The sequence below is a fragment of the Paenibacillus sp. J31P190 genome (genome assembly GCF_059692075.1).
Map to the genome: position 1 here is coordinate 620,708 of NZ_JCAUAS010000002.1, position 24,709 is coordinate 645,416.

A 24,709-nucleotide genomic window follows, 5' to 3' on the forward strand; every position below is an offset into this window, starting at 1 on the left:
GGAGGAGCCTGCCACAGCAGGCTTCTTTTTGCGTTTTTTGGGGTTCCCCTTGAATATGGACATACTTAAACTTACAAAGTCAGTCAAGCTAAAGCTTAAAAGCGGAGAGACTTTGAGCATAGCTCAAAGATCCCTATATTAGGAGGAAAACATGCTAACTTGGATTGCCTTGCTTATTTTTATTGTGACGTATGCGCTCATTATTTCTGAGAAAGTGAATCGTGCGGTCATTGCCTTACTTGGTGCTGTGATCATGGTATTTGCCGGTATCCTAGATGTGCACAAAGTGTTTCAACAGTATATTGAATGGGAGACCATCACTCTTCTTATTGGCATGATGATTCTCGTAGGAATTACGAATCAAACGGGTGTATTTCAATTCATCGCCATCCGCGCCGCGAAAGCTGTGAAGGGGGATCCCTTGCGAATTTTACTCGTGCTGTCTGTGTTAACAGCAGTTGGATCAGCCCTCTTAGATAACGTGACAACGGTTTTATTGGTCGTTCCTGTCACTATTGCGATTACTCGGATACTAGAAATTAACCCCACCCCTTTCTTAATGTCTGAAATCATAGCTTCCAATATAGGAGGTACAGCTACACTCATTGGTGATCCTCCCAACATAATGATTGGATCTGCTAACCCGCATTTAACCTTTAATGCCTTTCTGCTCAATTTAGCGCCTATTACGATCCTTATTTTCGGTGTTGCCCTATTCATGCTGTATATGATGTATAGAAAGCAATTGAAGCCTAATCCTGCATTGCAAACTAAACTATTAGAGTTGAATGAACGTGATTACATCAACGATAAGCTGCTCATGAAAAAATCTTTACTTATTTTATCACTGACGATTATCGGATTTATGCTTCATGCGATTATTCATGTTGATGCCGCAGTTATCGCTATAACGGGTGCTATTTTGCTCATGCTTTTCGGTCTCAAGGAACACGATGTGGAACAAGCTTTTGATTCTATTGAATGGGTAACGATTTTCTTCTTTGCTGGTCTTTTTAGCTTAGTGGGAGGTTTACAAGAGGTTGGATTAATTAAAGCTCTAGCCATGAAAGCTCTAGCTGTTACGGAAGGAGACATCACTACCGCTTCTTTATTAATTCTCTGGGGTTCTGGTATTGCATCAGCGACAATTGATAATATTCCATTCGTTGCTACGATGATCCCCTTAATTAAAGATATGGCTGAGGGGCTTGGACTTGCCGTTGATTCGGAGCCAATCAATATCCTATGGTGGTCGCTTGCTTTAGGGGCTTGTTTAGGAGGAAATGGCACAATTATCGGCGCTTCGGCCAATGTTATCGTTGCCGGACTCGCTGCCAAAGAGGGCAAAGGTTTCAGTTATATAGAATTTCTGAAGGTGGGTGCACCTATAACCATTGTGTCTCTGGCATTAGCCCATGTATATATATATATCCGTTACCTGCTGTAGAGGAATAAAACATGAAAAAGCTGTCCCCAAAGGACAGCTCAAACGATGGCCAATCAGCTAAACAATGAAATTTTGATTCTCGATATTAGTTACATTTGTCCCGGTAGCACCTACAGTACTGGCAGGTGTCTTGGCGCCAAAACCTTTAATCATGCTTTGGATTTTGTCTACCACTTGCGGTGCCGAGTCAATGAGGCGTTCAAGAATATGTGTTTGGTTGTCCAGCGGAACAACTTTCACGCCATTCTTGCCTACGACGAGGAAAGCAATAGGTGTTATAGATACCCCGCCGCCGCTACCGCCGCCGAAAGGAAGAGCAACCTTCGCATTCAGCGCATCGCTTCTACCTACAGATCCGCCTTCGATTTCAATTTCTGAATCTGTCACGAATTCGCTGCCGCCTGCGGCAAAACCGAAACCTACTTTGGAAATCGGCATGATAACACTACCATCAGGCGTTTCAACAGGATCACCGACAATCGTGTTAACGTCGACCATTTCTTTAATATTTTCCATGGCGACTTTCATGAGGCCTTGAATCGGGTGTTCGGACATGATCGTATTCCTCCTTAGAGTTGTTAGCCAAATAAACTGGCATCGGAAGCAAAAACGTCAAAATGCAATAATGGTTCATTTGTATAGTGCCCTTAGTGGATTATCGTTATGTACACTTTAAGAAGCGGTTTTAACTCGTGATCTTATCTTCATTGTTTTCAAAACAATTTGAATCCACGTGCGAATACCACCTTTTACTTTGGCCGCTCTGCTAATCAAACGAACTCCTGCAACTACTACAAACCATACGCGGATACGTCCTGCAAAACGAAAATCGGTCGAAAATTGCTTCTCATTATATTGCGGAATAACATCAATCTGCGGCTTAGCCGTTAACTTCACATAGCGAATGGAAAAACCAAGCAGCGAAGATTTGATTCCCCATATTGCCCCTGTTGTAATTGCTGTTTCAGGAGCATCACCTACGCCAACGCGAGTTATCCATTTCAAATCGGTACATTCGACTTTCGCTAATGTCTGCTTCATCCAATCATAAAGGTTTAATGTATGTACAAGTGCTTCCTTAGCTTGATTGTAAAGGTAGAGTATTTTTTCTTTCGTGATATGATCCTTGCTTTCATCTTTAAGTTTGGAACTGGATTTGGTTATGGTTTCCGATTTAATCATGATCCCCTTCGTAAAGCCTTTGAATTGTATGATTGGAATGACGTAACGATAGCGTATAAGCCCGAATAACGCCCGCATTTCCACTGATAACGTATCGTTGTCCTTCACTCTCGTGAAGTTGAACTCTCCACGAATGAAACTAAGTAAGAAAACGATGATCGCAAAAATGATAAAAAGAAACACAATCCACAGCCACAACAACTTAGAATCCCTCCTAATATAGACAAAAAACTCCGCCTGCAAGAAAAAGTCTTCTCGTAGGTGGAGTTAGTATGACCCTAAAAAGGAAATGAAATGCATGTGTGCGCGTTCTTATTCAGTTTCATCACTTACATCTTCAAGCGTAATCTGCTTCTGATCCCCGCCTAATCGGTCAAATAATAGACGTGTTTCTTCTTCAAGATCAAAATTCCCTTGGAAGCTTGCTGAATCCGGGAGCTCTGTAATCGAACTAAGCCCGAAATATTCTAGAAATTGCTTGGAGGTTCCGTACAATATCGGTCTACCTACCGCATCGGCGCGTCCGACTTCCGTTATCAAGTCTTTGCCGGTTAAGGTTGCCAAGGCCCGATCGCATTTCACGCCGCGGATCTCCTCAATTTCGACCCTTGTAATTGGCTGTTTATAAGCAACGATGGATAAAGTCTCTAACGCGGCTTGCGATAAGGATGATCGTGAAGGTGAATAAGCTAGTCGTTCAAAATAGGGCGCATGCTCAGCTAAGGTTGTTAACTGATACGCTCCAGCTACTTCCACAATCTGAACGCCACGACCCTTTCGTTTGAACTCTGTTCTCATATCTTTAAGCAGATCACGAACCAAATAAAGATCAAGCTCCATGACTTCAGCTAATTGCTTGGCATCCAAACCTTCGTCGCCAGAGGCAAAGAGCAGTCCTTCAATAATTGATTTCATCTGTTGGAAATTGAGTGTCAATGTCAGAAACCTCCTCTTTCGCTTGGATGACGATGTCTTCAAACAGCTTGTACTGATAGCAAATAACTTTTTTCATTTTCATTAATTCGAGTATCGCTAAGAAAGTCACAACAATTTCTTCACGTGTCATTTCGTAATCGAATAGCTTCGAGAAAAGCAGCTTGCCGCCTTTAACTCTAAGTAAATCGACTACCTCTCTAATGCGTTCTTTGACAGATATTTCATCTCTACGTATTCTCGTAACCACATTGCGGTTAGCCAGCTTCCTTAGCGTTCGCTGAAAGGCAAACAACAGATCTGCGACATCAAGCCCCTCAACCGGGTTCTCCTGGATATCAGGCAAGTATGATGTCAAATCCTCAGGTTCCCGCGTGTAAACCAGACTACGTTCTACTTCTTTATCCCTAAGCATATCGGCAATCGATTTGTACTTTCGGTATTCAATCAGCTTCGCAACAAGTTCTGCGCGAGGATCTAGAGAGTCGTCCATATCATCAAAATATTCATCAAATTCAATAACAGGCGGCTTAGGTAATAGCATTTTGCTCTTGATAGAGAGAAGAGTTGCTGCCATCACAAGAAATTCACTCGTAATATCGAGCTCCAATTCATGCATGGCTTGAACATAACCCAAGTATTGGTCTGTAATTTCTTTGATCGGAATATTATAAATGTCAAGTTCATTTTTATCGATAAGATGAAGCAATAGATCAAGGGGGCCTTCAAATGCTTCTAGCTTATAGGTTACTTTCATTTCGTTCTCCCCCTTGTCATATTGAAAATAAATTCATAACAAATTGCGCGGCAAACGGATAAACATGTCCGAGCGCCCATTGACCAACTGGAGTAATCAGTAAAACAATAACTAGAATAAGTGCATAACGTTGATTGCGTGCAAACCATCCTTGCTTGTGAGAAGGAACAAGTCCTTTCAAAATATGCCAACCGTCGAGCGGGTAAAGGGGCAGCATATGTATCAGACAAATCATTAAATTAACGATGACGCAGTACTGCAAATAGACTCGCCACTGTTCAACGGTTATGGACTCGGTCCCTCCTAACAAAGAAGGAAGAAAGAAGTAGAGCCACCAGAAGAACAAAACGAGCAACAAATTCGTAAAAGGACCCGCTAGATAAACAAGTGTATGGGATAGCCTCGGTCTTTTCTTAAATCGTGATTCATCTACCGGTAATCTCTTCGACCAGCCATAGGGTCCGAAGATGATCATAGCTAGCCCCAAGGCATCTAAATGTGCCAAGGGGTTTAGCGATAACCGTTTGCTTTCTCGAGCTGTACGATCTCCGAGCAGCCAAGCTACCCCCGCATGAGCTGCGTCGTGCAGCGTCATTGCGACCAGAAAAGCGAACAACCTAGGCAGCAGTGTTTCCAGATGATAATAAGAAAGCATTACGAAGTGAATTGCTTCGTCAAATTCGCCATTTCAATCGCTGTTACGGCAGCTTCCCAGCCTTTATTTCCAGCTTTGGTACCCGCGCGTTCCACCGCTTGCTCAATGGAATCTGTAGTCAAGACGCCGAAAATCGTAGGTACGCCCGTTTTCAGGTTAATAGCAGAAACACCTTTCGCTACTTCGCTGCACACATAATCAAAATGCGGAGTTGATCCTCGGATTACCGCACCCAGTGTAATAACAGCATCGTATTTCCCGCTTTCAGCCATTTTTTGAGCGATTAACGGAAGTTCAAATGCGCCTGGAACCCAAGCAATATCTACTTCATCTTCATTTACACCATGACGTTTCAGAGCGTCCTGTGCGCCACCCAACAATTTGGATGTAATAAATTCATTGAAACGTCCTACAACGATACCATATTTTAAGTTTTGTGAAATTAAATGTCCTTCAAAAATGTTAGCCATGGTGAGATACTCCCTTTCTTATTTGAACAAGTTATTTGGATTAGATTGGATTTAAATGCCGCTGCCCGAGTCGTGGAAACTGAGCATATGACCAAGTTTGTTTTTCTTCGTTTGTAAATAATGGAGGTTATCAGCCTTACTATCCATTTGAATCGGAACCCGCTCAACCACTTCAAGGCCGTAGCCTTCCAGACCTTTAATTTTGCGAGGATTATTCGTTAATAGACGAAGCTGCGTGATGCCAAGATCTTTCAAAATTTGCGCACCGATCCCATAATCCCGAAGATCTGGAGCAAAGCCTAGCTTAATATTCGCTTCTACGGTGTCTAATCCCTGCTCTTGCAAGGCATAAGCCTTCAATTTATTGATTAAACCGATTCCGCGACCTTCCTGTCGCATATATAATAATACACCATTGCCCTCTTCATCAATCTGTTTTAATGCCGCATCCAATTGTGGACCGCAGTCGCAGCGATGAGAATGGAAAACATCTCCAGTCAAACATTCGGAATGCACACGTACCAAGGTCGGTTTTGAAGGGTCAATTGTCCCTTTAACAAGGGCTACGTGTTCTTTGTTATCAAGCAGGTTCGTATAAGCAATTGCCTTGAATACGCCGAAGTCGGTAGGAAGCTTAATTTCAACCTCACGTTCAACTAATTTCTCCTGCTGATTCCTGTAATGGATTAAGTCCTGAATCGTGATAATACACAAGTCATGTTTCGCTGCAATTTCCATCAGATCCGGTACACGAGCCATCGTCCCGTCTTCCTTGATGACTTCACAAATGACGCCTGCTGGGTAAGAGCCAGACAAGATAGCTAGATCTATTGTCGCTTCTGTATGTCCAGCTCTGCGAAGGACTCCGCCGTTTTTGGCAATCAGAGGGAAAATGTGGCCAGGTCTGCGGAAATCCTGTGGTTTTGTTGCGGGATCAATCAAGCCCATAATCGTTCTTGAACGCTCATGCGCAGATATCCCTGTGCTTGTATCCATATGGTCAACAGAAACGGTAAACGCTGTTCCGTGATAATCCGTATTCCGAGCGACCATGGGAGGCAGCTCAAGTTCTCGTGCACGTTCTTCCGTTATAGGTGCACAAACGAGCCCGCGTCCCTCTCTGATCATGAAATTAATGACCTCTGGCGTAGTTTTATCAGCAAGTGCGATAAAATCGCCTTCGTTCTCACGATCCTCATCGTCTACAACAATAATGACTTTACCTAGTTTAAGATCCTCTAGCGCTTCTTCTATTGTGTTGAAGTTTATTTGTGTCATATTCACCTCTCCTTAGAGCTTTGCTTTAGCAAAGCTTTCTTCAAGTTCCTACATAAAGCCGTTATCGGCGAGAAAGCTCGCAGTTAGCGTACTTTGCTTTTTCCCTTTTCCATCCGAAGATTCAGATGGACCGAACTTTAGTAGACGCTCCATATATTTACCAAGCACGTCGCATTCCATGTTGACTGTATCCCCGGCCCTTTTATCATGTAGGACCGTTTGAGCAAGGGTATGCGGGATGATGGATACCGCCACTTCACGATCATTGACATCAACAACGGTAAGGCTTATGCCGTCAACTGTGATGGAACCCCCGGAAATGATATATCGGAAAATATGTTTGTTCTCCGGTTCGAACCGGTAAACAACGGCATTTTCTTCGGGTATTCGTGAAAGGATCGTTGCGGTTGCATCCACATGCCCTTGAACAATGTGCCCGCCGAACCGGCCATTCGCTGCCATTGCCCGCTCCAAATTCACGCGTGTGCCTGTTTGTAGTTTGCGAAGATTTGTCTTGCGGTATGTTTCTGGCATAACATCCACGGAAAATGAGTCGTTATCAAAGGATATAACCGTCAAACAGACGCCATTTACAGAAATACTGTCACCCAGGTGGACATCTTCTAGTACTTTCTTGGCTGCGATGGTCAATACCATCGCTTGCCCTTGACTATGAATGCGGCGCATGTGGCCGATTTCTTCGATAATTCCGGTAAACATGCAAGTCCTCCATTCGTTAGCTCTTATAATTCGGATAGCCGGTTACGCATATATCCGGTCCGAACTGCTCGACCTTGAGTCGGTCGAGCGTAATCGCATCATCCATCTTCGCGAAGCCATCGAAGTTGATGTTTACAGGTGCTGCAGAGCCTCCGCCGATGAGTTTCGGCGCAAACATCAGCACCAGCTTATCAATCAGGCGCTGCTCCAGCATAGCGCCATTGAGCTTCCCTCCACCCTCTAGGAGGATGGAGCCGATCTCGCGCTCGCCGAGCTGCCGCATGGCGAGCGTCAGGTCCACCTGCGGGCCATCCCCGCAGGTGAGGACCGTTATGCCGCGCGCTTCAAGCGCGGCACGCCGCTCTGCGGGCGCCTGCGCGCTCGCGAGCAGGATCGTCGGCTGACGATCCTGCTCCGTGAGCACCCGGGCGCCCAGCGGGACTCGCAAGAGCGAGTCCGCGACGATCCGTACCGGCTGCACAGCCGGTACGTCGCCGCGCGCGCTCAGCAGCGGGTCATCGGCGATGACCGTGCTGGCGCCGACCATGATCCCCTGATGCCGATGGCGCAGGGTATGAACGAAGGCACGCGACGCTGGCGACGTGATCCACTTGCTGTCGCCGGTCTTCGAGGCGATGCGACCGTCTAGCGTGTTCGCCGTCTTCATCGTCACATAAGGCATGCGGGTGACGATGTATTTGTTGAAGGCCTCGTTCATTGCCGCGGCCTCCTCTGCAAGCAGCCCAACCGCCACGTCGAGACCATGCTCGCGCAGCTTAGCGATGCCTGTCCCAGCAACCTGCGGGTTCGGATCCGTTCCAGCGACGACAACCCGTGACACACCGGCCTCAATGAGTCGGTCGCTGCACGGTGGCGTCTTGCCAAAGTGACTGCACGGCTCTAATGTCACATAAGCCGTACTGCCCTTAGCTTCCTCGCCTGCCATTTGCAAGGCGAGAACCTCGGCATGGCCATGTCCGCGCTTCAGGTGCGCTCCCATGCCAACGATGCGTCCATTTTTAGCAAGGACACACCCTACTACGGGATTAATCCCTGTCTGACCAAGAGCACTTTCAGCCATTTGCAAAGCAAGTCTCATGTAAGCTTCGTCATTCAGTACATGCACGAAGTTCACCGCCTTTCAGGTTCATTCCAAAATTTGAATGCAAAAAGGCCCCTCCGTGTATCGGATAGGGGCCAGAGATTGTCTAGATAACACGAAGAAGCTTCATCCATCCATACTTGCCGCATTTTTGATCAAATCAAACAACAACGACGTATCTGCTTCAAAAAACAGACCTGCCGAATTTTTGTTTACGTGAAAAAATGTACAAGCATGCATAGCGAATCAAATGTTCGCGTTTTCCTTCTCCCATCCAGACTATACTGTCGGTTCCGGAATTGCACCGGATCAGCCGTAGCGAAGCTATGTGTCAGGTACCGCTAGCTTCAAAACGGGTCACGGACTTATCGAAATCATGTAACGGGTACATGCTATCGAATCACCGCCGGTGTGGAATTTCACCACGCCCCGAAGGTTTTGCATACATAAGAAAGTAACTTACAACTAAGAACTAGCTAAAAATTACTTTGGTAATGAAAAATTTATCACTCACACTTACAAAAAGCAAGTGCTTTTTTCCTTTTCACATTAATTTCTTACTTTTTCAATGAATTCACTCGGAATTAAATCAAAAAAGAAACCTATTGAAATAAATCAACAGGCCTCTTTTTAAATATGGCGAATTATACTTCTACAACTTCAACTTTCTCCATCAAATCTTTGCCTTTGAAAGCATCGACTAGTTCCATACCTTTGGATACTTTACCGAATACGGTGTGTTGTCCATCCAAATGTGGTTGCGGTTGGTAAGCAATATAGAACTGGCTTCCACCTGTATTTCTGCCTGCATGAGCCATAGCCAAAGAGCCGCGCTCATGTTTGTTCGGGTTGATTTCACAGTTGATTTGGTAACCAGGGCCACCAGTTCCTGTTCCAGTAGGGCAGCCACCTTGTGCTACGAATCCTGGAATAACACGATGAAAAACAAGTCCGTTATAGAAACCGGAGTTTGCTAATTTTTCAAAGTTAGCAACGGTATTCGGTGCATCGTTTTCGAAAAGATCGATAACGACTTCGCCGCCACCTGCTAGTTTAATTTTTGCTTGTTTGGCCATTTGTGGTCCACTCCTTTAGGAAATAATATCTTATTCTACTATGAAAACATCCATTTCACAAACTGCGCTATATTTCTTACACAATTCTCCCCCGACCATGCCCTGTTTGACTGCGAAAATGCGCTTCCCGCGCAAACGCAAAGAAAGAAACCCCGTGAAGCTGTGGTTTCCTTCTTTTTTATTCAAAACCAATTAAACGGTCTCGCTCATTTGTTTCATTCTTGCAGGAATGACGTCGTTGCCAACGATGTTATCGAACGTTTCGCGTTTCACGACAAGATCACTTTGACCATCTTTCACGAAGACAACGCCAGGACGGCGGATACGGTTATAATTGCTTGCCATTGCATAATTGTATGCTCCTGTGCAAGATACAGCGAGTACGTCTCCAGAATTTACTTTTGGCAGGTTCAGATCCCAGATCAGCATATCGCCGCTCTCACAGCATTTCCCTGCTATAGATACAACCTCTGTCGGTTGCTCTGTAGCGCGGTTAGCCAACATTGCCTCATAGACAGCATCATACAAAGCAGGACGCGGATTATCAGTCATTCCGCCATCTACAGCTACATATTTACGCACTCCTGGAATATCCTTTGTTGTACCTACTGTGTACAACGTAGTTCCAGCGTCACCCACGATGCTGCGGCCTGGTTCAACCCAAATTTCAGGCATTGGAAAATCATTGCTGCCAAAGTTGTCTTTAATCGCGTCTGTAATAGCTTGAACATAAACGGCAACCGGAAGCGGGCTGTCTTCGTTCACATAACGAATCCCAAAACCGCCGCCAAGGTTAATGACCTTGAACGTAACGCCTATTTCTTTGCGAACTTGAACGGCAAAGCCAGCTACTTTCTCAGCAGCTATGCGGAAGCCTTCCACTTCAAAAATTTGGGAACCAATATGGGAATGAACACCCAATAGCTCCACGTTGCTTAATTGCGAAGCCTCCTGAACAGCGCGGAATGCTGATCCATTGCCCATGTCGAAACCGAATTTGGAATCCGTCTGGCCTGTAGAAATATATTCATGCGTGTGTGCCTCAACACCCGGCGTAATACGCAGTAAGATCTTCACCTTTTGGCGCTTCTCTCCGGCAATCGCATTCAACATTTGAAGTTCGATAAAGTTATCTACGACGAAACAGCCAATTTTGGCATCGATCGCCATTTCTAATTCAGTGATTGTTTTGTTATTGCCATGGAAATGAATGCGGTCCGCTGGGAAGCCGGCTTGTAGCGCCGTATAAAGCTCACCATCGGAAACAACGTCAAGTGACATTCCCTCTTCATCTACAATTCGGCACATAGCCATTACGCAGAATGCTTTACTTGCATAAGCCACTTGGAATTTCAGACCAGATGCTTTGAAAGCATCTACGAATTCACGGCAGCGCCCACGTACTAACGCTTCGTCAAATACATATAAAGGTGTGCCGTATTCAGCAACTAATTTCGTTGCATCGACACCGCCGATTTCGAGGTGGCCTTGGTCGTTTATTTTACTAGTACCATGTAAATACATAGCTTTATTTCCCTCTCTCCCTGAACCATCTTCTTGCTATATTCCGCCAAAGAGGTTAATGTACATTACTATTAAAAGTACCATATGGCATGCGCTTTTGACAATACACGCTTCGACATAAAAGCAAAAAAGGACAAGAGAATTCCCTGTCCTTTTTCTGCTATTTGGATTTTGGTTGACGTGTGCCATCGATCGGCTTTGTAATACTAAGCCGCGTTTTGCCTGCAAGCACCGGACGCCGAACCAGGATGGCAAAGAAGCTTTTGGCGTTAAATGGAATAAAGGGCCACATGTAGGGTGCATTAAAGGATTTCCTTGTCGCTAGCAGAATCAACCATATTGTTGAGCCTACTACAAATCCGGGGACATGGAAGATCGATACGATGATTAACAGAGCAAGCCTTACTATTCGATTAGCTAGTCCCAATTCATAGCTCGGTGTCGCGAACATCCCAATGGAGGCGAGCGCCAAATACAGGATAACCTCATTGATAAAGAGACCCGTTTTTACCGCAATATCACCAATCAAAATGGCTGCCACCAAACCCATTGCGGTAGCGAGCGGTGTTGGTGTATGTACGGCTGCCATTCGCATGAGATCAATCCCTATATCCGCTAACAAGAACTGAACCAATAGCGGCAGGGTTCCTTCCTTCTGCGGACCGAGAAATTCTAGTCCCGGCGGCTTTAAGGAAGGATCCATTACCATCATAAACCAAAGAGGGAGCAGGAAAATCGAAGCCATAATGCCAGCAAAGCGTACCCACCTTAAATAAGTACCGATGAAAGGTGTTTGTCGATATTCCTCTGCGTGCTGTACATGATGGAAAAACGTTGTCGGCAGGATCATGACGCTCGGCGACGTGTCCACAAAAACACAGACATGTCCTTCAAGTAAATGGGCGGATACAACATCCGGCCGTTCCGAATATCGAACCATCGGGTATGGGTTCCACCCCTTATTCACAATCGCTTCTTCCAGTTGTTTTTCAGCCAGAGGAAGGCCGTCTATTTCAACATTCTTTATTTTATCTTTTACAGCTTGGACTAAGTCCGCGTCAGCAATGTCGTTAATATAAGCTACACAGACATCCGTTTTGGTTCGTTTGCCGATTTGCAAGATTTCCAGCTTAAATCTTTCATCGCGAATTCTTCGTCTGACTAATGTCACATTCAATAAAAGAGTTTCCACGAAGCCATCTCGTGAACCTCGGACAACCCGCTCCAAGTCGGGTTCAGCGATCGAGCGAACGGGATAACTTTTGACATCGATCGTAATACCTGCTGTCTCCCCTTCAATGAAAAACGCCGTTCCGCCCATCAATACTTGTCCTACGACTTCAGACATTTTCTTGTAGGACTTCACTTGAATGTGCGGAATTAATTTCTCAATGAATGTTTCCAGGGTATGATGTGCGACTGCTTCTTCGTCCGCATAAGATAGACGTGTAATGATATCGGTTAACACCGTATCTTTGGCAAATCCATTGCAATAGAAGATGCCTACTCGCTTGGAACCGAACACCATTTCTCTGAGGATGAGATCGAAGCTTCGCGTGAGTCCTACTCGTTCTTCCAGCACTCTTCGAACTTCTCGAAGGCTTCGAGGGATATCTTCCTGAATTTTGAGCGCTTTTTCCTCAGACGTCATGTCGGTTATTGGATTGTAAGCAGATAAATTCCCCTCCTCATCTACGGCCAGTTTCTCTGTCTCTCCCTGTGATTCATTTGATTCGATTGATTCGTTAGAGTCATCCTTATCGCTTCCATTTCCTTTTTTCACAATAAACTTCACTTGCACTCCTCCTTAACACACGTTAATAAAACAACCATTCAAACAAGGATCCAAATACTTTACCGAAAATCATCGCCATTAAAAGCAAAATCATATAGGATCCCATGCCAACACGCTTGGCGAGGATGGGCAGCACGTTAATGATTTCTGTTAGAGCTGCCGCTAGCATGCCAACAAAACAACCGGCAAAAATACCTACCACTGCTGTTCCCATCGGAAAAAGGTGCAGCTTTGCATCGCTAAAATCAACCCATGTAAATAAGAGTGAACCCATCACAACCGCCGCTTCATAAGCATGAATTTTTGAAAACGAACGTGTGATCTGGGCAAGTCTTGGAATAATATCCAGCACCACAAGGAACGCGACCATGCCGCTGCCAACAGCGATTCCACCTGCTAATCCGATAAAAGCCGCCAAGAGGGCTTCCCCAAATAGGGTAATCACGCACGGTCTCCTTCCTCATGAATTTTGATATATTCTTCCGTTATCACATAATGGTTTATATTTTCCTGGTACATGAACATTTCCACTTCCAGCGGGCTTGGTTCTTCATTGAATTTCTTCTTGAACAGGTGGTTGAAAAAAATGACCATTCCAACACCAATCCCTAGGGAATACGGGATTTGCAGAATGAGCGGATGCTCCACCTTTTTCCCTGTCATCAATTCATAAATGCGTTGGTGAACTTCCAGCATAGAAACATCCGCATGGAAATTCATGATGGCCAGCCCCGAACCGATGAACAAAAGCAGCCAAACCAAACCGATAAGTATTGGACTTGGCTTTCTAGGATCGGAGATAATCTCGAGAAGCACATGAGGTTCTCCGAAATGCTCAATTTGCAGCTGTGGATAAAGATCTTTCACTTTACGAACGATCAGCATCATATCAATGAGAACCCGATTGCCATCCTCTTGTTGCGGATGATGAATAATCAACTCGTTCAGAGCTTGCTCATATTCAGGTTCCACGAAAATCTGAGCAATATGACGTAAATGCACAACATTCCCCTTGCGAATGCTAGCTTTTCGGCGAAGCCGGATGTATAGATATGGTTTTCCATCCTGAACCATGGTTTCACTCCCCTCAGAGCTTTACGGTGAATCATCCATGTATAGGAGTAGTATGCAAAATCTTTCCTTCCCATAAACACCTGATAAGATGGTAAATTCTCCAGGAATAATGTCATCTGCATTATGGCATAGTAAGATTGAATAACGATAACTTATTCCATATAAAGAAGGTGATAACATGAAAAAATTCGCGTTAACACTAGTGATTATTGGTGCGCTGAATTGGCTCTTGGTTGGGCTTTTCGAGTGGGATTTAGTTTCTGCTTTATTGGGAGGAGATTCTCATCGTGAATCTTCCGGTCTAAGTCGCATTATTTATACGGTAGTGGGCTTATGCGGAATTTACTGCGTGAGATTTTATTCAGACGACAGGCACTCTGCCCGATAAACATGTTCGTGGTCCAAAAAGCCGCAAACTACCCAATAAAAATTAGGGTAATCAGCGGCTCTTTTTTATGCAGTTGCTCATATTTCGAAATGGTTTTAGTTATAGCCGTCCATATTTCGCAACTAAAGGACCCATTAGAGAGGCCATCGCACCTGTTGCAGCTGAAATCATCCCCATCCGACCACCTGTGAAAGATATCAATATGGCAATGATGAAAGAAGCATACAAGCCCACCATTGGGTCTACACCAGCTAGAATGGAGAACGCAATGACCGTTATTTGCAGCATTTATTATTCACAAATCGAGACTATGTCTCTACATAGTCAAATAACCGTTCCTCCGAGGAGGAACGGTTATTTATTTCAAAAGCCTGTTATTGAGCAATCTGATCTTTAATCGATTGCAAAATTTTCTTTTCCAATCGTGATACTTGCACTTGGGAAATACCTAGCCTACTCGCGACCTCGGACTGCGTTTGATCTCGGAAATAACGGAGATAAACGATGAGCCGTTCTCGCTCCGAAAGCGTCCCAATAGCTTCATTCAGCGCAAGCTTTTCGAACCACTTTTCTCCGGACTCATCCGAAATTTGATCCATTAACGTGATAGGATCACCATCGTTCTCAAAGACGGTCTCATGGATGGAAGAGAGAGGTTTGTTCGCCTCTTGCGCGAAAACAACTTCCTCCGCCGTTATCATAAGCTCCTCTGCGACCTCTTTGATCGTAGGCAATCTGCCAAGCCGCTTCGAAAGCTCATCCTTCGTTTTGCGAATCTTATTCGCCAATTCTTTGAGCGAACGGCTTACTTTAAGTGTTCCGTCATCACGAAGAAAACGTTGAATTTCACCGATAATCATCGGTACCGCATAGGTTGAAAACTTCACATCATAAGATAGATCGAATTTGTCTACGGACTTCAGCAGTCCGATACAACCGATCTGGAACAAGTCTTCGGCTTCGTATCCTCGGTTCAAAAAACGTTGAACCACAGACCAAACCAAGCGGATATTGCAGCTGACAAGTGTTTCTCTAGCGAGTCCATCTCCGGATTGGCTGAGGGCGATTAACCGTTTGACTTCCGAATCGTCTAAATAACTATGAGAAGCATGTTTCAGATCGACATCCATAGATCAAACCCCTAATTGTATAAAGCTTTTTTAGATTCAATTCGCTTCAACATGTTTATTTTGGTTCCGATTCCGACGGCCGTCACAACTTCTACTTCGTCCATGAAATTTTCCATAATTGTGAAACCCATGCCAGAGCGTTCCAACTCTGGTTTGGATGTATATAGTGGCTGTTTCGCCTGTTCTAAATCAGCAATTCCTGAACCCTTATCTTCGATCGTAATACGAACCACGTCGTCATCAATTTGCGTCGAAATAATGATAACGCCATCTGTTCTATTGTTATAACCATGAATAATCGAATTTGTTACCGCTTCAGAAACAACCGTCTTGATATCGGTCAATTCATTCAGCGTAGGATCCAATTGAGAAACGAAAGCAGCAACAGCTACACGAGCAAAAGCTTCATTCTCCGAACGGCTGGCGAACTCAAGTGTCATAAAGTTATGTTCACTCATAATGCAACCTCCAAACTGGACATTGCATTGCGTTCGTTGTCCTCTATAGATACAATCTTGAACATTCCAGAAAGCTCGAACAAGCGGTAGACAGCAGGAGCAACGTCACAAACGACCATTTTGCCGCCTTTACTCGTAATCTGCTTATAGCGGCCGAGAATGACGCCTAGACCTGAGCTGTCCATGAAGGATAGATCCTTCAAACTAAGGATTAAATGACGCGTATGCTCTTTGGCAATCGCTTCCTCCATCCTTGCTTTCACAACATCGGCTGTGTGATGATCCAGCTCGCCTTTCAATCTAACAATCAGCGCTCTTCGGCCTTGCTCGAATTCAATTTGCAGGCTCAACATGTTCACTCCTCTCAGCTGAGAGACTTTGAGCATACTCAAAGATCCCGTCATGAAACTTAAGTTTCTACAGCTGAGATGGATTCTCCTGCCCCCCGACAAAACTAGAAGAAAACTGCTAAAACTAGAAGAAAAATGCGCTTATTCGCGAAATCTCACCATTAATCCGTATGAAACAGATTCGATGTGGTCCGCTTGAATAGCTTCCACCAGGACGCTTTATCTACAGCAACTGGAGACTCGAGTGGGTATTCAGCAAGTAAATTATCGCCATTGTAAACAACAATTCTTCCGATTGGTTGCCCCATAGAAATCGGTGCTTTTATGTTTGGATCCAGTTTCAGTTCATGTCGAATCTCCCCAGTGACGGTACCCTTTTTCATTAAAATACTATAATTCTGCTTCGCGACTAACGGTACTGTCGAAACCTGACCTTTATTAACCGTAAAATTTCCAAGACTATCGCCAGATTTAAACAAAGGATAGTTCGTAAATTGCGCAAAAGCGTAATCAAACAGCTTCGTTACTTCAGCATTCCGTGTTTTAGTATTCGGTTCACCGAGCACCACGGCAACGACCCGTAAATTATCCCGTTTTGCTGTTGCAGATAAGCAGAATTTCGCTTCGCTTGTGTATCCCGTTTTCAAACCATCTGCACCGCTGTAGAAGCGCACCAATTTATTCGTATTCACCAGCCAGAATGGCGTTGCCGTTTCTTTTCGCAGATAGTCTTGATAGGCTCCTGTAAATTTAGTAATCCCCTCATGCTTGAGCAGTTCTCTCGACATGACGGCAATATCGTTCGCAGTTGTATAATGATTGGCTACAGGCAGTCCGTTGCAGTTTGAGAAATGGGTGTTTTTCATGCCTAACTGCTGTGCACGGTCGTTCATCATTTGCACAAAATTCTCTTCCGAGCCTGCGATTTTCTCAGCCATTGCCACAGAAGCATCGTTCCCGGAAGCCATGGCAATCCCCTTCAGCATTTCCTCAACCGTCATCTCTTCGCCAGGCTCAAGGAAAATTTGCGATCCACCCATGGAAGCCGCATATTCACTGACCTTGACCTTCTCATCCATTTTAATATTGCCTTTGTCGACAGCTTCCATAATGAGCAGCATCGTCATTATTTTCGTAATACTGGCCGGAGGAAGCTTTGCATCCTTATTCTTTTCGGCAATGACCGTGCCTGTGTCTGCATCCATTAATACAGCGGATTGTGCGTTCGGTGTCAAATCGACCGATGGCGCCTTCTTCTCTTCCGCAAATGCGGCTGGTAAGAGCAGCATCAAACATAGCTGTAAACAGATTAAACTTATTAGCCCTTTTTTTCGCATAGCAATTGTACCCCTCCTGTGATGTATGAAGTGAAAGTCTGACACTTGCAGCTTGAATGACTGCTAATCAGTCTTGACGATTTCCGCACAAAATATTCCAACAGGAAGAAAATAAAAAAGGCACCTTCCGCTTGGAAAGTGCTTGTGCAAATCATTTGCTATTAAACAATGACATCATAAATTAATTGAACGGGAGCAGGTTTGCTATTCTCTATGCGATAGGCTCCTTGAATCATACTCTCGACTGCCTTCACATCTTGTTGATTCGCATGAATGGTACAGATAGATTCCCCAATCTGCACCTCGTCACCGATTTTCCTATTCAACGTAAGACCCACTGCATAATCAATCTGATCTTCCTTCTTGGCACGACCAGCACCAAGCAGCATCGCGGCAATACCGATTTGTTCCGCATTGATCTGATTGATAAAGCCATCTTTCTCAGCGAGCACTTCGAAATGGTAAGATGCCGTCGGGAGGAGCTCAGGTTGGTCAACCACATTCGGATCGCCGCCCTGGCTTGCTATGAAGCGTTTGAATGTCTCTAATGCCTTCCCGTTCAGGACAATATCGCGGACAGCCACCTGAGCCTCCTCAAAGCTCTCAAACACTTTCCCCAGCAGCGACATGTAGGCTGCAACCGAGATCGCTACCTCCGTCAGCTCCTTATCACCGGTACCGCGGAGCACTTCAATGGATTCACGAATCTCATTTGCGTTTCCGATTTCACGTCCAAGCGGCTGCTCCATGTCTGTAATCATGGCGATCGTGTTCCGCTTCAATTGCGTTCCAATATCAACCATCGTACGAGCTAGGGCCCTTGCATCGTCCACTGTTTTCATGAATGCGCCTGAACCGATTTTCACATCCAGCACAATGGCATCTGCCCCGGAAGCTATCTTCTTACTCATAATAGAGCTAGCGATTAAGGGAATTGAATCAACTGTTGCTGTTACATCACGAAGTGCATACATCTTCTTGTCAGCAGGAGCTAAGTTACCACTCTGGCCCACGATGGCAATTTTATTCGTATTCACTGCATGAATAAAAGCTTCTTTCGTCAATTCAATTTGAAAGCCTGGAATCGACTCCAGCTTATCTACCGTACCGCCCGTATGCCCTAATCCTCGGCCAGACATTTTGGCAACTGGGATTCCTAGCGAAGCAACAATAGGTCCAACGATCAGGCTTATTTTGTCCCCAACCCCGCCTGTTGAGTGTTTATCCACTTTAATCCCGGCAATCTTCGATAAATCGATCATTTCTCCCGATCCTGCCATAGCTAGCGTGAGTGCAGAGATCTCTTCACTTGTCATCCCATTGAAGAAAATAGCCATCAATAAAGCTGACATTTGATAATCTGGAATATCACCGCGTGTATATCCGCTAACGATATACGTAATTTCTTGTTCGCTAAGCACTTCACCAGAACGTTTCTTATGGATTAAATCAACCATTCTCATGTGCATTCCTCCTTAAGATTACCTAAGAGTTTTCGCTAGAAAACTTGCATCGTACGCATACTCTTCAAAATCGAAAAAAGGGAGCTCTAGAGCCCCCTCTGATACTACCATTATTGGTTAAGAAACAACTAATTTGGATTTCATTTTGGCATGACCTTCACCACAAGGAAGGACACACTGAATTTCATAAGTGCCTGGTTTATCAAAAGTTATTTGTTTGGAAGGATTTTCTTTATCCAACTTGATATCCAATCCTACGATTTCAATCGCATGTACACCCTCTTTTAAAGACAAGGTAACTTTCGTAGGCTCACCGCTTTTAACCGTATAATCTGCAGAATCGAACTGCCAGTTAGAAGCAGCAATTTTAAGCTGTTGACCTTTGCCAGCGGCAGCCTCTGCTTCCTTAGCCACTTGGCGGTCAGAAATATCTTGAAAGAGGACTCCCAGCCCCAATGCGCCCGCAAGTATAAATAACACAAAGAAAATCCACTTTTGCATGCATATCCCCCTCATAATGTGTTCACTTCATCTATTCTACCTAACATCTTCAGACAATCCCATACATGGTCAGTGGCAAATCCTTGAATATTTTGTGACAAAATTGTGACTGAGCCTTTCGTAAAAACATCCCCCTTATCGGGGGATATCACCATTACTATTGCCCATTTTGTTATAAATTACACACCACTAAGTCTTTCACGTATTTGAAAACCGCCAGTGGATACTGTCTGTTTTTCTCTAAGAAGTGGTTGAAAAGATCGGTCTTTCTCTTTCAGTTCTCTAATATCCCTATTAATTCGGTACGTGCAATCCGGGCAGAGCTTTTGTCCACGAATCGGTTTCGAGCATGAAGCGCAGGGATAGTTCAAATTCGGATAATCCGAAAGCAGCAGCTTCCCCTCTTTAATCCAAGTATGCATTTGCTCTTGTGAAACACCTGTCGCTTCGCTGAATTGCCTATTCGTTGAGCGATGATTTTTACGTAGAAATTCAAGACTGCTCGTGAGCATGGAATCCATGCTGCGGCTGCAATCTGAACATTGGTTTCGCAAATTTTTCTGGAACACTTTCCCGCATCTAGGACAGTTAGCGACCATTAATTGTTGGACTGACATGCTCCATCACATCCTTGTTATGGAATGGGTATCTGTATCTATGACACCCTCTAATATAGTTCTAATTAACTATATATTAGCATGACTTTCTCCGAATTCATAGGTCTCCAGAAGCTTATTTTCATTAAAAGTTCATAAAAAATATAGCCAAATTATCCCAGACGAACCTCGCGAACAAAGGCCTTAACGAGAGCAATGAACTTCGGTTTCGTCCGATTTGCAACAGCCACAACTTGCTCATGCGTCAATGGTTCCAGCTCTTCGCCTATCGCCATATCAGTAATACACGAAATCCCTAACACCTTAAGTCCTGCATGACGTGCTGCAATAACTTCTCCTACCGTGGACATGCCAATCGCGTCGCCACCGATGCGAGCTAACATCGTAAGTTCAGCTGGCGTACAGTAGGTTGGTCCTGTAATCCCCGCATAGACCCCTTCCTGCAGCTTCAGCGGCACCCCATCTTCTCCTGCGACCGTTTGTGCCAGCTCATGAGCCAGCTTGCGGTATTCGCGGTTGTACGCTTCCGACATGTCCGGGAAACGAACACCGAGATCCGCATGGTTAGGTCCGATAAGTGGGTTATCACCTGTCATATTCAAATGGTCGCTAATGACCATAAGATCTCCAGCTTTGAAATCTCGATTCATCCCGCCTGCTGCGTTCGTCATCACAACCGTCTGAACGCCAATGGCTTTCATAACGTAAACAGGAAATACAACCTTTTTCATATCGTAGCCTTCATAATAATGAAAACGCCCCTGCATAACAATAACTTGCTTACCTTCAAGGGTACCTGCAACAAAACGGCCTTCATGACCTTCAACAGTTGAAACGGGAAAGTGAGGAACCTCGCTATAATCGATAGCTATGGGCTGCTCAACCTGATTCGCCATATCTCCCAAGCCTGATCCCAAAACTAATCCGATAACAGGCTTAACTTTGCCTAAACGCTGCTCAATAAAGCTCGCTGCTTCTTTAATTTTATCTATGTAAGTCAGTTCCATTTTGTTCTCCTCTTCTAGTTAAAGTGCTTCAATAATGCCTAGTACTAATTTCAGAAACTTAGGCTTTACTTTCTCTGTCGTTTCCATGACTTCTGCATGGGAGAGTGGCTGGTCCAATATACCTGATGCCATATTCGAAATACAGGAGAATCCAAGCACTTCGATTCCTGCATGACGTGCTACAATCACTTCAGGTACCGTCGACATCCCAACGGAATCACCGCCTAATGTGCGGAACATGCGAATCTCAGCAGGAGTTTCATAGTTAGGACCGAGGAGTCCCACATAGACGCCTTCTTGTAAGTGGAAGTTCTGTGATGCCGCAACTTCGTGCGCCAATTTACGCAGACGTTTGCTGTAAGCTTCCGACATATCTGGAAAGCGAACACCTAAAGCCGAGTCATTCGGTCCGATGAGTGGGTTGCGGTATGTCAAATTCAGATGATCACTTATGACCATAAGATCGCCAACTTGATAGGATTCATTAATTCCGCCAGCTGCATTCGTCACTATCAGCGTTTCTACACCTAGTTCTTTCATAACTCTTACTGGAAAAGAAACCGTTTCCGCGCCATAGCCTTCATAAGCATGAAAACGGCCTTTCATCACTAACACTTGCTTGCCTTGAATCGTACCAACGACCAATTCTCCGGCATGCCCTTCCACAGTAGACACTGGGAAATGGGGAATTCTCGCGTAGTCTACAACGATAGGTTGCTCAATAAGATCAGCTAGAACGCCGAGACCAGAACCTAGAATCAGTCCAATTTGGGGTTTAATATTCGTTTCCTTGCTAATAAATGCAGCTGCTTCTTGAATCTTTTGAATCATGGACGTATCGGACATGGGTGGATTCCTCCTAAGAGATTTCAGTTCACATAGACTGAGTATTTCGTAATCATTTATTTTAAAAGATGCAAGAAGCTCTCGCCTTGATCGGTTGCACTCACGCCAAAATTATCTGCGATGGTCGCTCCCAGATCAGCGAAGGTTCCGCGGATACCAAGCGAAGCAGGGGACTGGAAGCTTGGGCTGTATAACAAAATAGGCACGTATTCGCGCGTATGGTCGGTTCCCGGATGCACAGGATCATTGCCATGATCCGCCGTAAGGATTAATAGATCCTTCGGTCCTAGACCCGCTTTGAGCTGAGGCACATAAGCATCAAACTCCTCCAGTGATCTTCCATAGCCCTCAGGATCACGACGATGCCCAAACAACGAGTCAAAATCGACAAGATTCGTAAATGCCAGTCCTTTAAACGACGAGCCCAGTACCTCTATCGTCTTCTGTATACCATCTAAATTACTTTTTGTTGATGTGGCTTTTGTAACACCTTCACCATCAAAAATGTCATTAATTTTCCCAATCGCAATCACATCAAATCCAGCATCCTTCAAATGATTCATGACCGTTGGCGCTGGCGGTTTCACGGCATAGTCATGGCGATTCGGAGTACGTTTGAAAGCACCTGGCTCCCCGAGGTACGGTCTAGCAATGACTCTGCCCACCGCAAACTCATCCTGCATGGTCAACCTTCTGGCAATCTTGCATGCTTGATACAGCTCTTCTAGCGGAATGACGTCTTCATGTGCAGCTAGTTGAAATACACTATCCGCAGATGTATAAACGATCCAAGCCCCTGTTTTCATCTGCTCTTCTCCGAGCTCGTCTAAAATTTCGGTGCCTGAGGCCGGCTTATTTCCAATGACTTTACGCCCTGTCTCCTGCTCAAATTGTGAAATCAATTTTTCTGGAAATCCATCCGTAAATACATTAAATGGGGTATTCATTCGAAGCCCCATCAATTCCCAGTGGCCTGTCATCGTGTCTTTCCCAACAGACACCTCAGCCATTTTTCCATAATAACCTTCTGGTGAATCAGTTGCAGGAATCCCTTTAATATCAGCTATGCTCCCAAGTCCCATTCGCTGTAAATTAGGAAGTGCAAATCCGCTTACTTTCTCTGCAATATGTCCTAGTGTGTGAGCGCCACTATCGCCAAACTGCTTGGCATCCGGTAATTCGCCGATGCCTACGCTATCCAATACAATTAAACATATTCGTTCAAAGCGCACTCTTGTCCCTCCAAATCAATTCCTAATGTCATCCACCCTCGATTATCTCACTTCCACTCTATGAATGCAAAACAGCAGCTTCCCCTAGGGAAATGCCGCTGTAAGGTTATAATTTCGCTCTTGGATGTGCAAGGTTGTAAACCTCTTTCATTTTGAGCTTGGTGACTTGAACATACATTTGTGTCGAGGAAATATCGGAATGTCCCAGCATTTCTTGAACCGATCTCAGATCTGCGCCATTTTCAATTAAATGGGCAGCAAAAGAATGCCTTAAGGCATGAGGTGTTATCTCATTCGCAATATTCATCTCATTTGCATATTTTTTCAAAATCTTCCAAAACCCTTGCCTCGTCATCCTTGTTCCCAAGTGTCCGATAAATAAGGCTTCTTCATCCGCCGTTTTTTTCAACAACTTCATCCGATAAATATGTATATAGGTCGTTAAACACCGAATGGCGATTGAGCTAAGTGGAATGTTACGTTCTTTATCCGCTTTCCCTATACAGCGGATGAAGCCCATCTGCAAATTGATATCCGTTACATTCAGAGAAATGAGCTCCGATACTCGGATCCCTGTCGCATAGAGCAATTCCAGCATGGCCTTATCACGCGCGCCGCTCACAAGCTCAGGTTGTGGTGCATCAAGGAGCTTCTCTACCTCTCCAATCGACAGCACTTTAGGAAGCTTTTTTTCCAGCTTGGGAGCATCAACATAAATACTTGGATCAGAATCCATTACACGTTCTTTCACTAAATATTGATAAAGTGCTCGAATGGAAACCATATTGCGAGACAAGGTTGCTGATGCTCGTCCGAGCATTTTCATCTGCGATAAGTATCCAGCAATGTGAGTTTTTCCTGTGTCTCTCCAAGTCGTAATGCCTTGCTGTTGTAGATAATCAACAAATTGCTGTAGGTCTCTCTCATAGGATTCCAACGTATTCCGGGATAGTCCCCGTTCAACTGACAAAAATCGGATGAAGGATTGCAAGTCTTTCGTCATCATGCCGATATACTCCTTCGTTATCATGCCATATCTTCATACCGAATAGCATTCAACGATTCCAGTGCGAACTCCTCTTTTTTACGCTTTCTTTATTCCCCATACCAATAAAATAAACGCAAACGGTCACTCATTGTTCCTGTATCCGAAACCGAAGCATGCTCGTGATGGCCAAACACCTTAACCGACTTTCCCGTAGGTGTTCTGTATTTGTTCACAGGTTGAATCCAACCCGTTAGAACAAGCATAACTTGATATAGAATCACAGTCAAAGTCATAAAAAGTAAAATAAAGCGTAAGCGAACAATTAGTTTTCGATATGAAAATATCATAGCCAGTCCTCATTTCTATCCCCTTTTTATGA

28 protein-coding genes, 1 pseudogene and 1 riboswitch are annotated in these 24,709 nt (G+C 44.6%); of the genes and pseudogenes, 2 read left to right on the forward strand and 27 right to left on the reverse strand.

From position 1 onward, the window contains the following. The first annotated feature begins 151 nt into the window (after positions 1–151). On the forward strand, positions 152–1,447 hold the full coding sequence (locus AC58U0_RS06485) for an ArsB/NhaD family transporter (protein WP_497378161.1): 1,296 nt from the start codon (positions 152–154) through the stop codon (positions 1,445–1,447). Positions 1,448–1,504: 57 nt separating this feature from the next. On the opposite strand, the gene ytfJ is transcribed toward AC58U0_RS06485, so the two are convergent. The 14 genes from ytfJ to AC58U0_RS06555 form a co-directional block, all read right to left on the reverse strand. Then, entirely contained in the window at positions 1,505–2,002 is a 498-nt protein-coding gene (gene ytfJ, locus AC58U0_RS06490; RefSeq protein ID WP_497378162.1) for a GerW family sporulation protein, read from the reverse strand. Between the two features lie 117 nt (positions 2,003–2,119). After that, the gene (locus AC58U0_RS06495) at positions 2,120–2,830 is read right to left on the reverse strand and encodes a DUF2953 domain-containing protein (protein ID WP_497378163.1); all 711 of its coding nucleotides are present in this window, start codon (positions 2,828–2,830) and stop codon (positions 2,120–2,122) included. Positions 2,831–2,941: 111 nt separating this feature from the next. Further along, the gene (gene scpB, locus AC58U0_RS06500; RefSeq protein ID WP_171643426.1) at positions 2,942–3,544 is read right to left on the reverse strand and encodes an SMC-Scp complex subunit ScpB; all 603 of its coding nucleotides are present in this window, start codon (positions 3,542–3,544) and stop codon (positions 2,942–2,944) included. Further along, positions 3,528–4,319, reverse strand: coding sequence for a segregation and condensation protein A (locus AC58U0_RS06505; RefSeq protein ID WP_057306357.1), 792 nt, complete (start codon positions 4,317–4,319; stop codon positions 3,528–3,530). The genes scpB and AC58U0_RS06505 overlap by 17 nt, the downstream gene beginning before the upstream one ends. A gap of 16 nt (positions 4,320–4,335) precedes the next feature. Next, the gene (locus AC58U0_RS06510; protein WP_497378164.1) at positions 4,336–4,974 is read right to left on the reverse strand and encodes a site-2 protease family protein; all 639 of its coding nucleotides are present in this window, start codon (positions 4,972–4,974) and stop codon (positions 4,336–4,338) included. After that, entirely contained in the window at positions 4,974–5,444 is a 471-nt protein-coding gene (gene ribH, locus AC58U0_RS06515) for a 6,7-dimethyl-8-ribityllumazine synthase (RefSeq protein ID WP_029192962.1), read from the reverse strand. The genes AC58U0_RS06510 and ribH overlap by 1 nt, the downstream gene beginning before the upstream one ends. Positions 5,445–5,495: 51 nt before the next feature. Continuing rightward, positions 5,496–6,722: a bifunctional 3,4-dihydroxy-2-butanone-4-phosphate synthase/GTP cyclohydrolase II gene (locus tag AC58U0_RS06520; protein ID WP_497378165.1), complete on the reverse strand. Its 1,227-nt coding sequence runs from the start codon at positions 6,720–6,722 to the stop codon at positions 5,496–5,498. A gap of 48 nt (positions 6,723–6,770) precedes the next feature. Continuing rightward, a complete protein-coding gene (gene ribE / locus AC58U0_RS06525; RefSeq protein ID WP_497378166.1) occupies positions 6,771–7,442 on the reverse strand; it encodes a riboflavin synthase in 672 nt (223 codons plus the stop codon). A gap of 16 nt (positions 7,443–7,458) precedes the next feature. Then, the gene (gene ribD, locus AC58U0_RS06530; RefSeq protein ID WP_497378167.1) at positions 7,459–8,568 is read right to left on the reverse strand and encodes a bifunctional diaminohydroxyphosphoribosylaminopyrimidine deaminase/5-amino-6-(5-phosphoribosylamino)uracil reductase RibD; all 1,110 of its coding nucleotides are present in this window, start codon (positions 8,566–8,568) and stop codon (positions 7,459–7,461) included. A gap of 234 nt (positions 8,569–8,802) precedes the next feature. Then, a riboswitch (FMN riboswitch) is annotated at positions 8,803–8,985 on the reverse strand. Between the two features lie 203 nt (positions 8,986–9,188). Next, a complete protein-coding gene (locus tag AC58U0_RS06535) occupies positions 9,189–9,620 on the reverse strand; it encodes a peptidylprolyl isomerase (protein ID WP_047674065.1) in 432 nt (143 codons plus the stop codon). A gap of 192 nt (positions 9,621–9,812) precedes the next feature. Continuing rightward, positions 9,813–11,144, reverse strand: coding sequence for a diaminopimelate decarboxylase (gene lysA, locus AC58U0_RS06540; protein WP_497378168.1), 1,332 nt, complete (start codon positions 11,142–11,144; stop codon positions 9,813–9,815). A 160-nt stretch (positions 11,145–11,304) separates the two neighbouring features. Then, positions 11,305–12,795 (reverse strand): spore germination protein, encoded by a 1,491-nt coding sequence (locus AC58U0_RS06545; RefSeq protein ID WP_497378264.1) that lies wholly within the window; start codon positions 12,793–12,795, stop codon positions 11,305–11,307. Positions 12,796–12,961: 166 nt separating this feature from the next. After that, positions 12,962–13,384, reverse strand: a complete 423-nt coding sequence (locus AC58U0_RS06550) for a stage V sporulation protein AB (protein ID WP_057306363.1) — start codon at positions 13,382–13,384, stop codon at positions 12,962–12,964. Continuing rightward, complete coding sequence (locus AC58U0_RS06555) at positions 13,381–14,013, reverse strand: stage V sporulation protein AA (protein ID WP_497378169.1); 633 nt, start codon at positions 14,011–14,013, stop codon at positions 13,381–13,383. The genes AC58U0_RS06550 and AC58U0_RS06555 overlap by 4 nt, the downstream gene beginning before the upstream one ends. A 178-nt stretch (positions 14,014–14,191) precedes the next feature. On the opposite strand from AC58U0_RS06555, the gene AC58U0_RS06560 reads away from it, so the two are divergent. Beyond that, positions 14,192–14,401 (forward strand): DUF378 domain-containing protein, encoded by a 210-nt coding sequence (locus AC58U0_RS06560; RefSeq protein WP_057306365.1) that lies wholly within the window; start codon positions 14,192–14,194, stop codon positions 14,399–14,401. A 108-nt stretch (positions 14,402–14,509) separates the two neighbouring features. Here the strand turns inward: AC58U0_RS06560 and AC58U0_RS06565 are convergent. From AC58U0_RS06565 to AC58U0_RS06625, 13 genes and pseudogenes are all read right to left on the reverse strand, one after another. After that, positions 14,510–14,689 (reverse strand): annotated as a pseudogene (locus AC58U0_RS06565) (SulP family inorganic anion transporter); the annotation flags it as partial. Positions 14,690–14,775: 86 nt separating this feature from the next. Continuing rightward, positions 14,776–15,531, reverse strand: a complete 756-nt coding sequence (sigF, locus tag AC58U0_RS06570; RefSeq protein ID WP_029192952.1) for an RNA polymerase sporulation sigma factor SigF — start codon at positions 15,529–15,531, stop codon at positions 14,776–14,778. Between the two features lie 11 nt (positions 15,532–15,542). Beyond that, positions 15,543–15,989: an anti-sigma F factor gene (gene spoIIAB, locus AC58U0_RS06575; RefSeq protein WP_029192951.1), complete on the reverse strand. Its 447-nt coding sequence runs from the start codon at positions 15,987–15,989 to the stop codon at positions 15,543–15,545. Then, positions 15,986–16,339: an anti-sigma F factor antagonist gene (gene spoIIAA, locus AC58U0_RS06580; protein ID WP_497378170.1), complete on the reverse strand. Its 354-nt coding sequence runs from the start codon at positions 16,337–16,339 to the stop codon at positions 15,986–15,988. The genes spoIIAB and spoIIAA overlap by 4 nt, the downstream gene beginning before the upstream one ends. A gap of 161 nt (positions 16,340–16,500) precedes the next feature. Beyond that, entirely contained in the window at positions 16,501–17,676 is a 1,176-nt protein-coding gene (locus tag AC58U0_RS06585) for a D-alanyl-D-alanine carboxypeptidase family protein (RefSeq protein WP_497378171.1), read from the reverse strand. A 161-nt stretch (positions 17,677–17,837) separates the two neighbouring features. Continuing rightward, a complete protein-coding gene (locus tag AC58U0_RS06590; protein WP_497378172.1) occupies positions 17,838–19,139 on the reverse strand; it encodes a pyrimidine-nucleoside phosphorylase in 1,302 nt (433 codons plus the stop codon). A gap of 117 nt (positions 19,140–19,256) precedes the next feature. Continuing rightward, positions 19,257–19,640: a cytochrome c oxidase subunit II gene (locus AC58U0_RS06595; RefSeq protein ID WP_057306369.1), complete on the reverse strand. Its 384-nt coding sequence runs from the start codon at positions 19,638–19,640 to the stop codon at positions 19,257–19,259. 179 nt (positions 19,641–19,819) lie between these two features. Then, positions 19,820–20,257 carry a flagellar protein gene (locus tag AC58U0_RS06600; protein WP_497378173.1) on the reverse strand — a complete coding sequence of 146 codons (438 nt, stop codon included), beginning with the start codon at positions 20,255–20,257 and terminating at the stop codon, positions 19,820–19,822. A gap of 152 nt (positions 20,258–20,409) precedes the next feature. Further along, the gene (locus AC58U0_RS06605; protein WP_497378174.1) at positions 20,410–21,264 is read right to left on the reverse strand and encodes a purine-nucleoside phosphorylase; all 855 of its coding nucleotides are present in this window, start codon (positions 21,262–21,264) and stop codon (positions 20,410–20,412) included. Positions 21,265–21,282: 18 nt separating this feature from the next. Then, positions 21,283–22,110 carry a purine-nucleoside phosphorylase gene (locus AC58U0_RS06610; RefSeq protein WP_497378175.1) on the reverse strand — a complete coding sequence of 276 codons (828 nt, stop codon included), beginning with the start codon at positions 22,108–22,110 and terminating at the stop codon, positions 21,283–21,285. 56 nt (positions 22,111–22,166) lie between these two features. Then, positions 22,167–23,342, reverse strand: a complete 1,176-nt coding sequence (deoB, locus tag AC58U0_RS06615; RefSeq protein ID WP_497378176.1) for a phosphopentomutase — start codon at positions 23,340–23,342, stop codon at positions 22,167–22,169. 106 nt (positions 23,343–23,448) lie between these two features. Beyond that, positions 23,449–24,345, reverse strand: coding sequence for a site-specific tyrosine recombinase XerD (gene xerD / locus AC58U0_RS06620; protein ID WP_497378265.1), 897 nt, complete (start codon positions 24,343–24,345; stop codon positions 23,449–23,451). Positions 24,346–24,437: 92 nt separating this feature from the next. Further along, the gene (locus AC58U0_RS06625; RefSeq protein WP_497378177.1) at positions 24,438–24,677 is read right to left on the reverse strand and encodes a DUF4227 family protein; all 240 of its coding nucleotides are present in this window, start codon (positions 24,675–24,677) and stop codon (positions 24,438–24,440) included. Between the last annotated feature and the right edge of the window lie 32 nt (positions 24,678–24,709).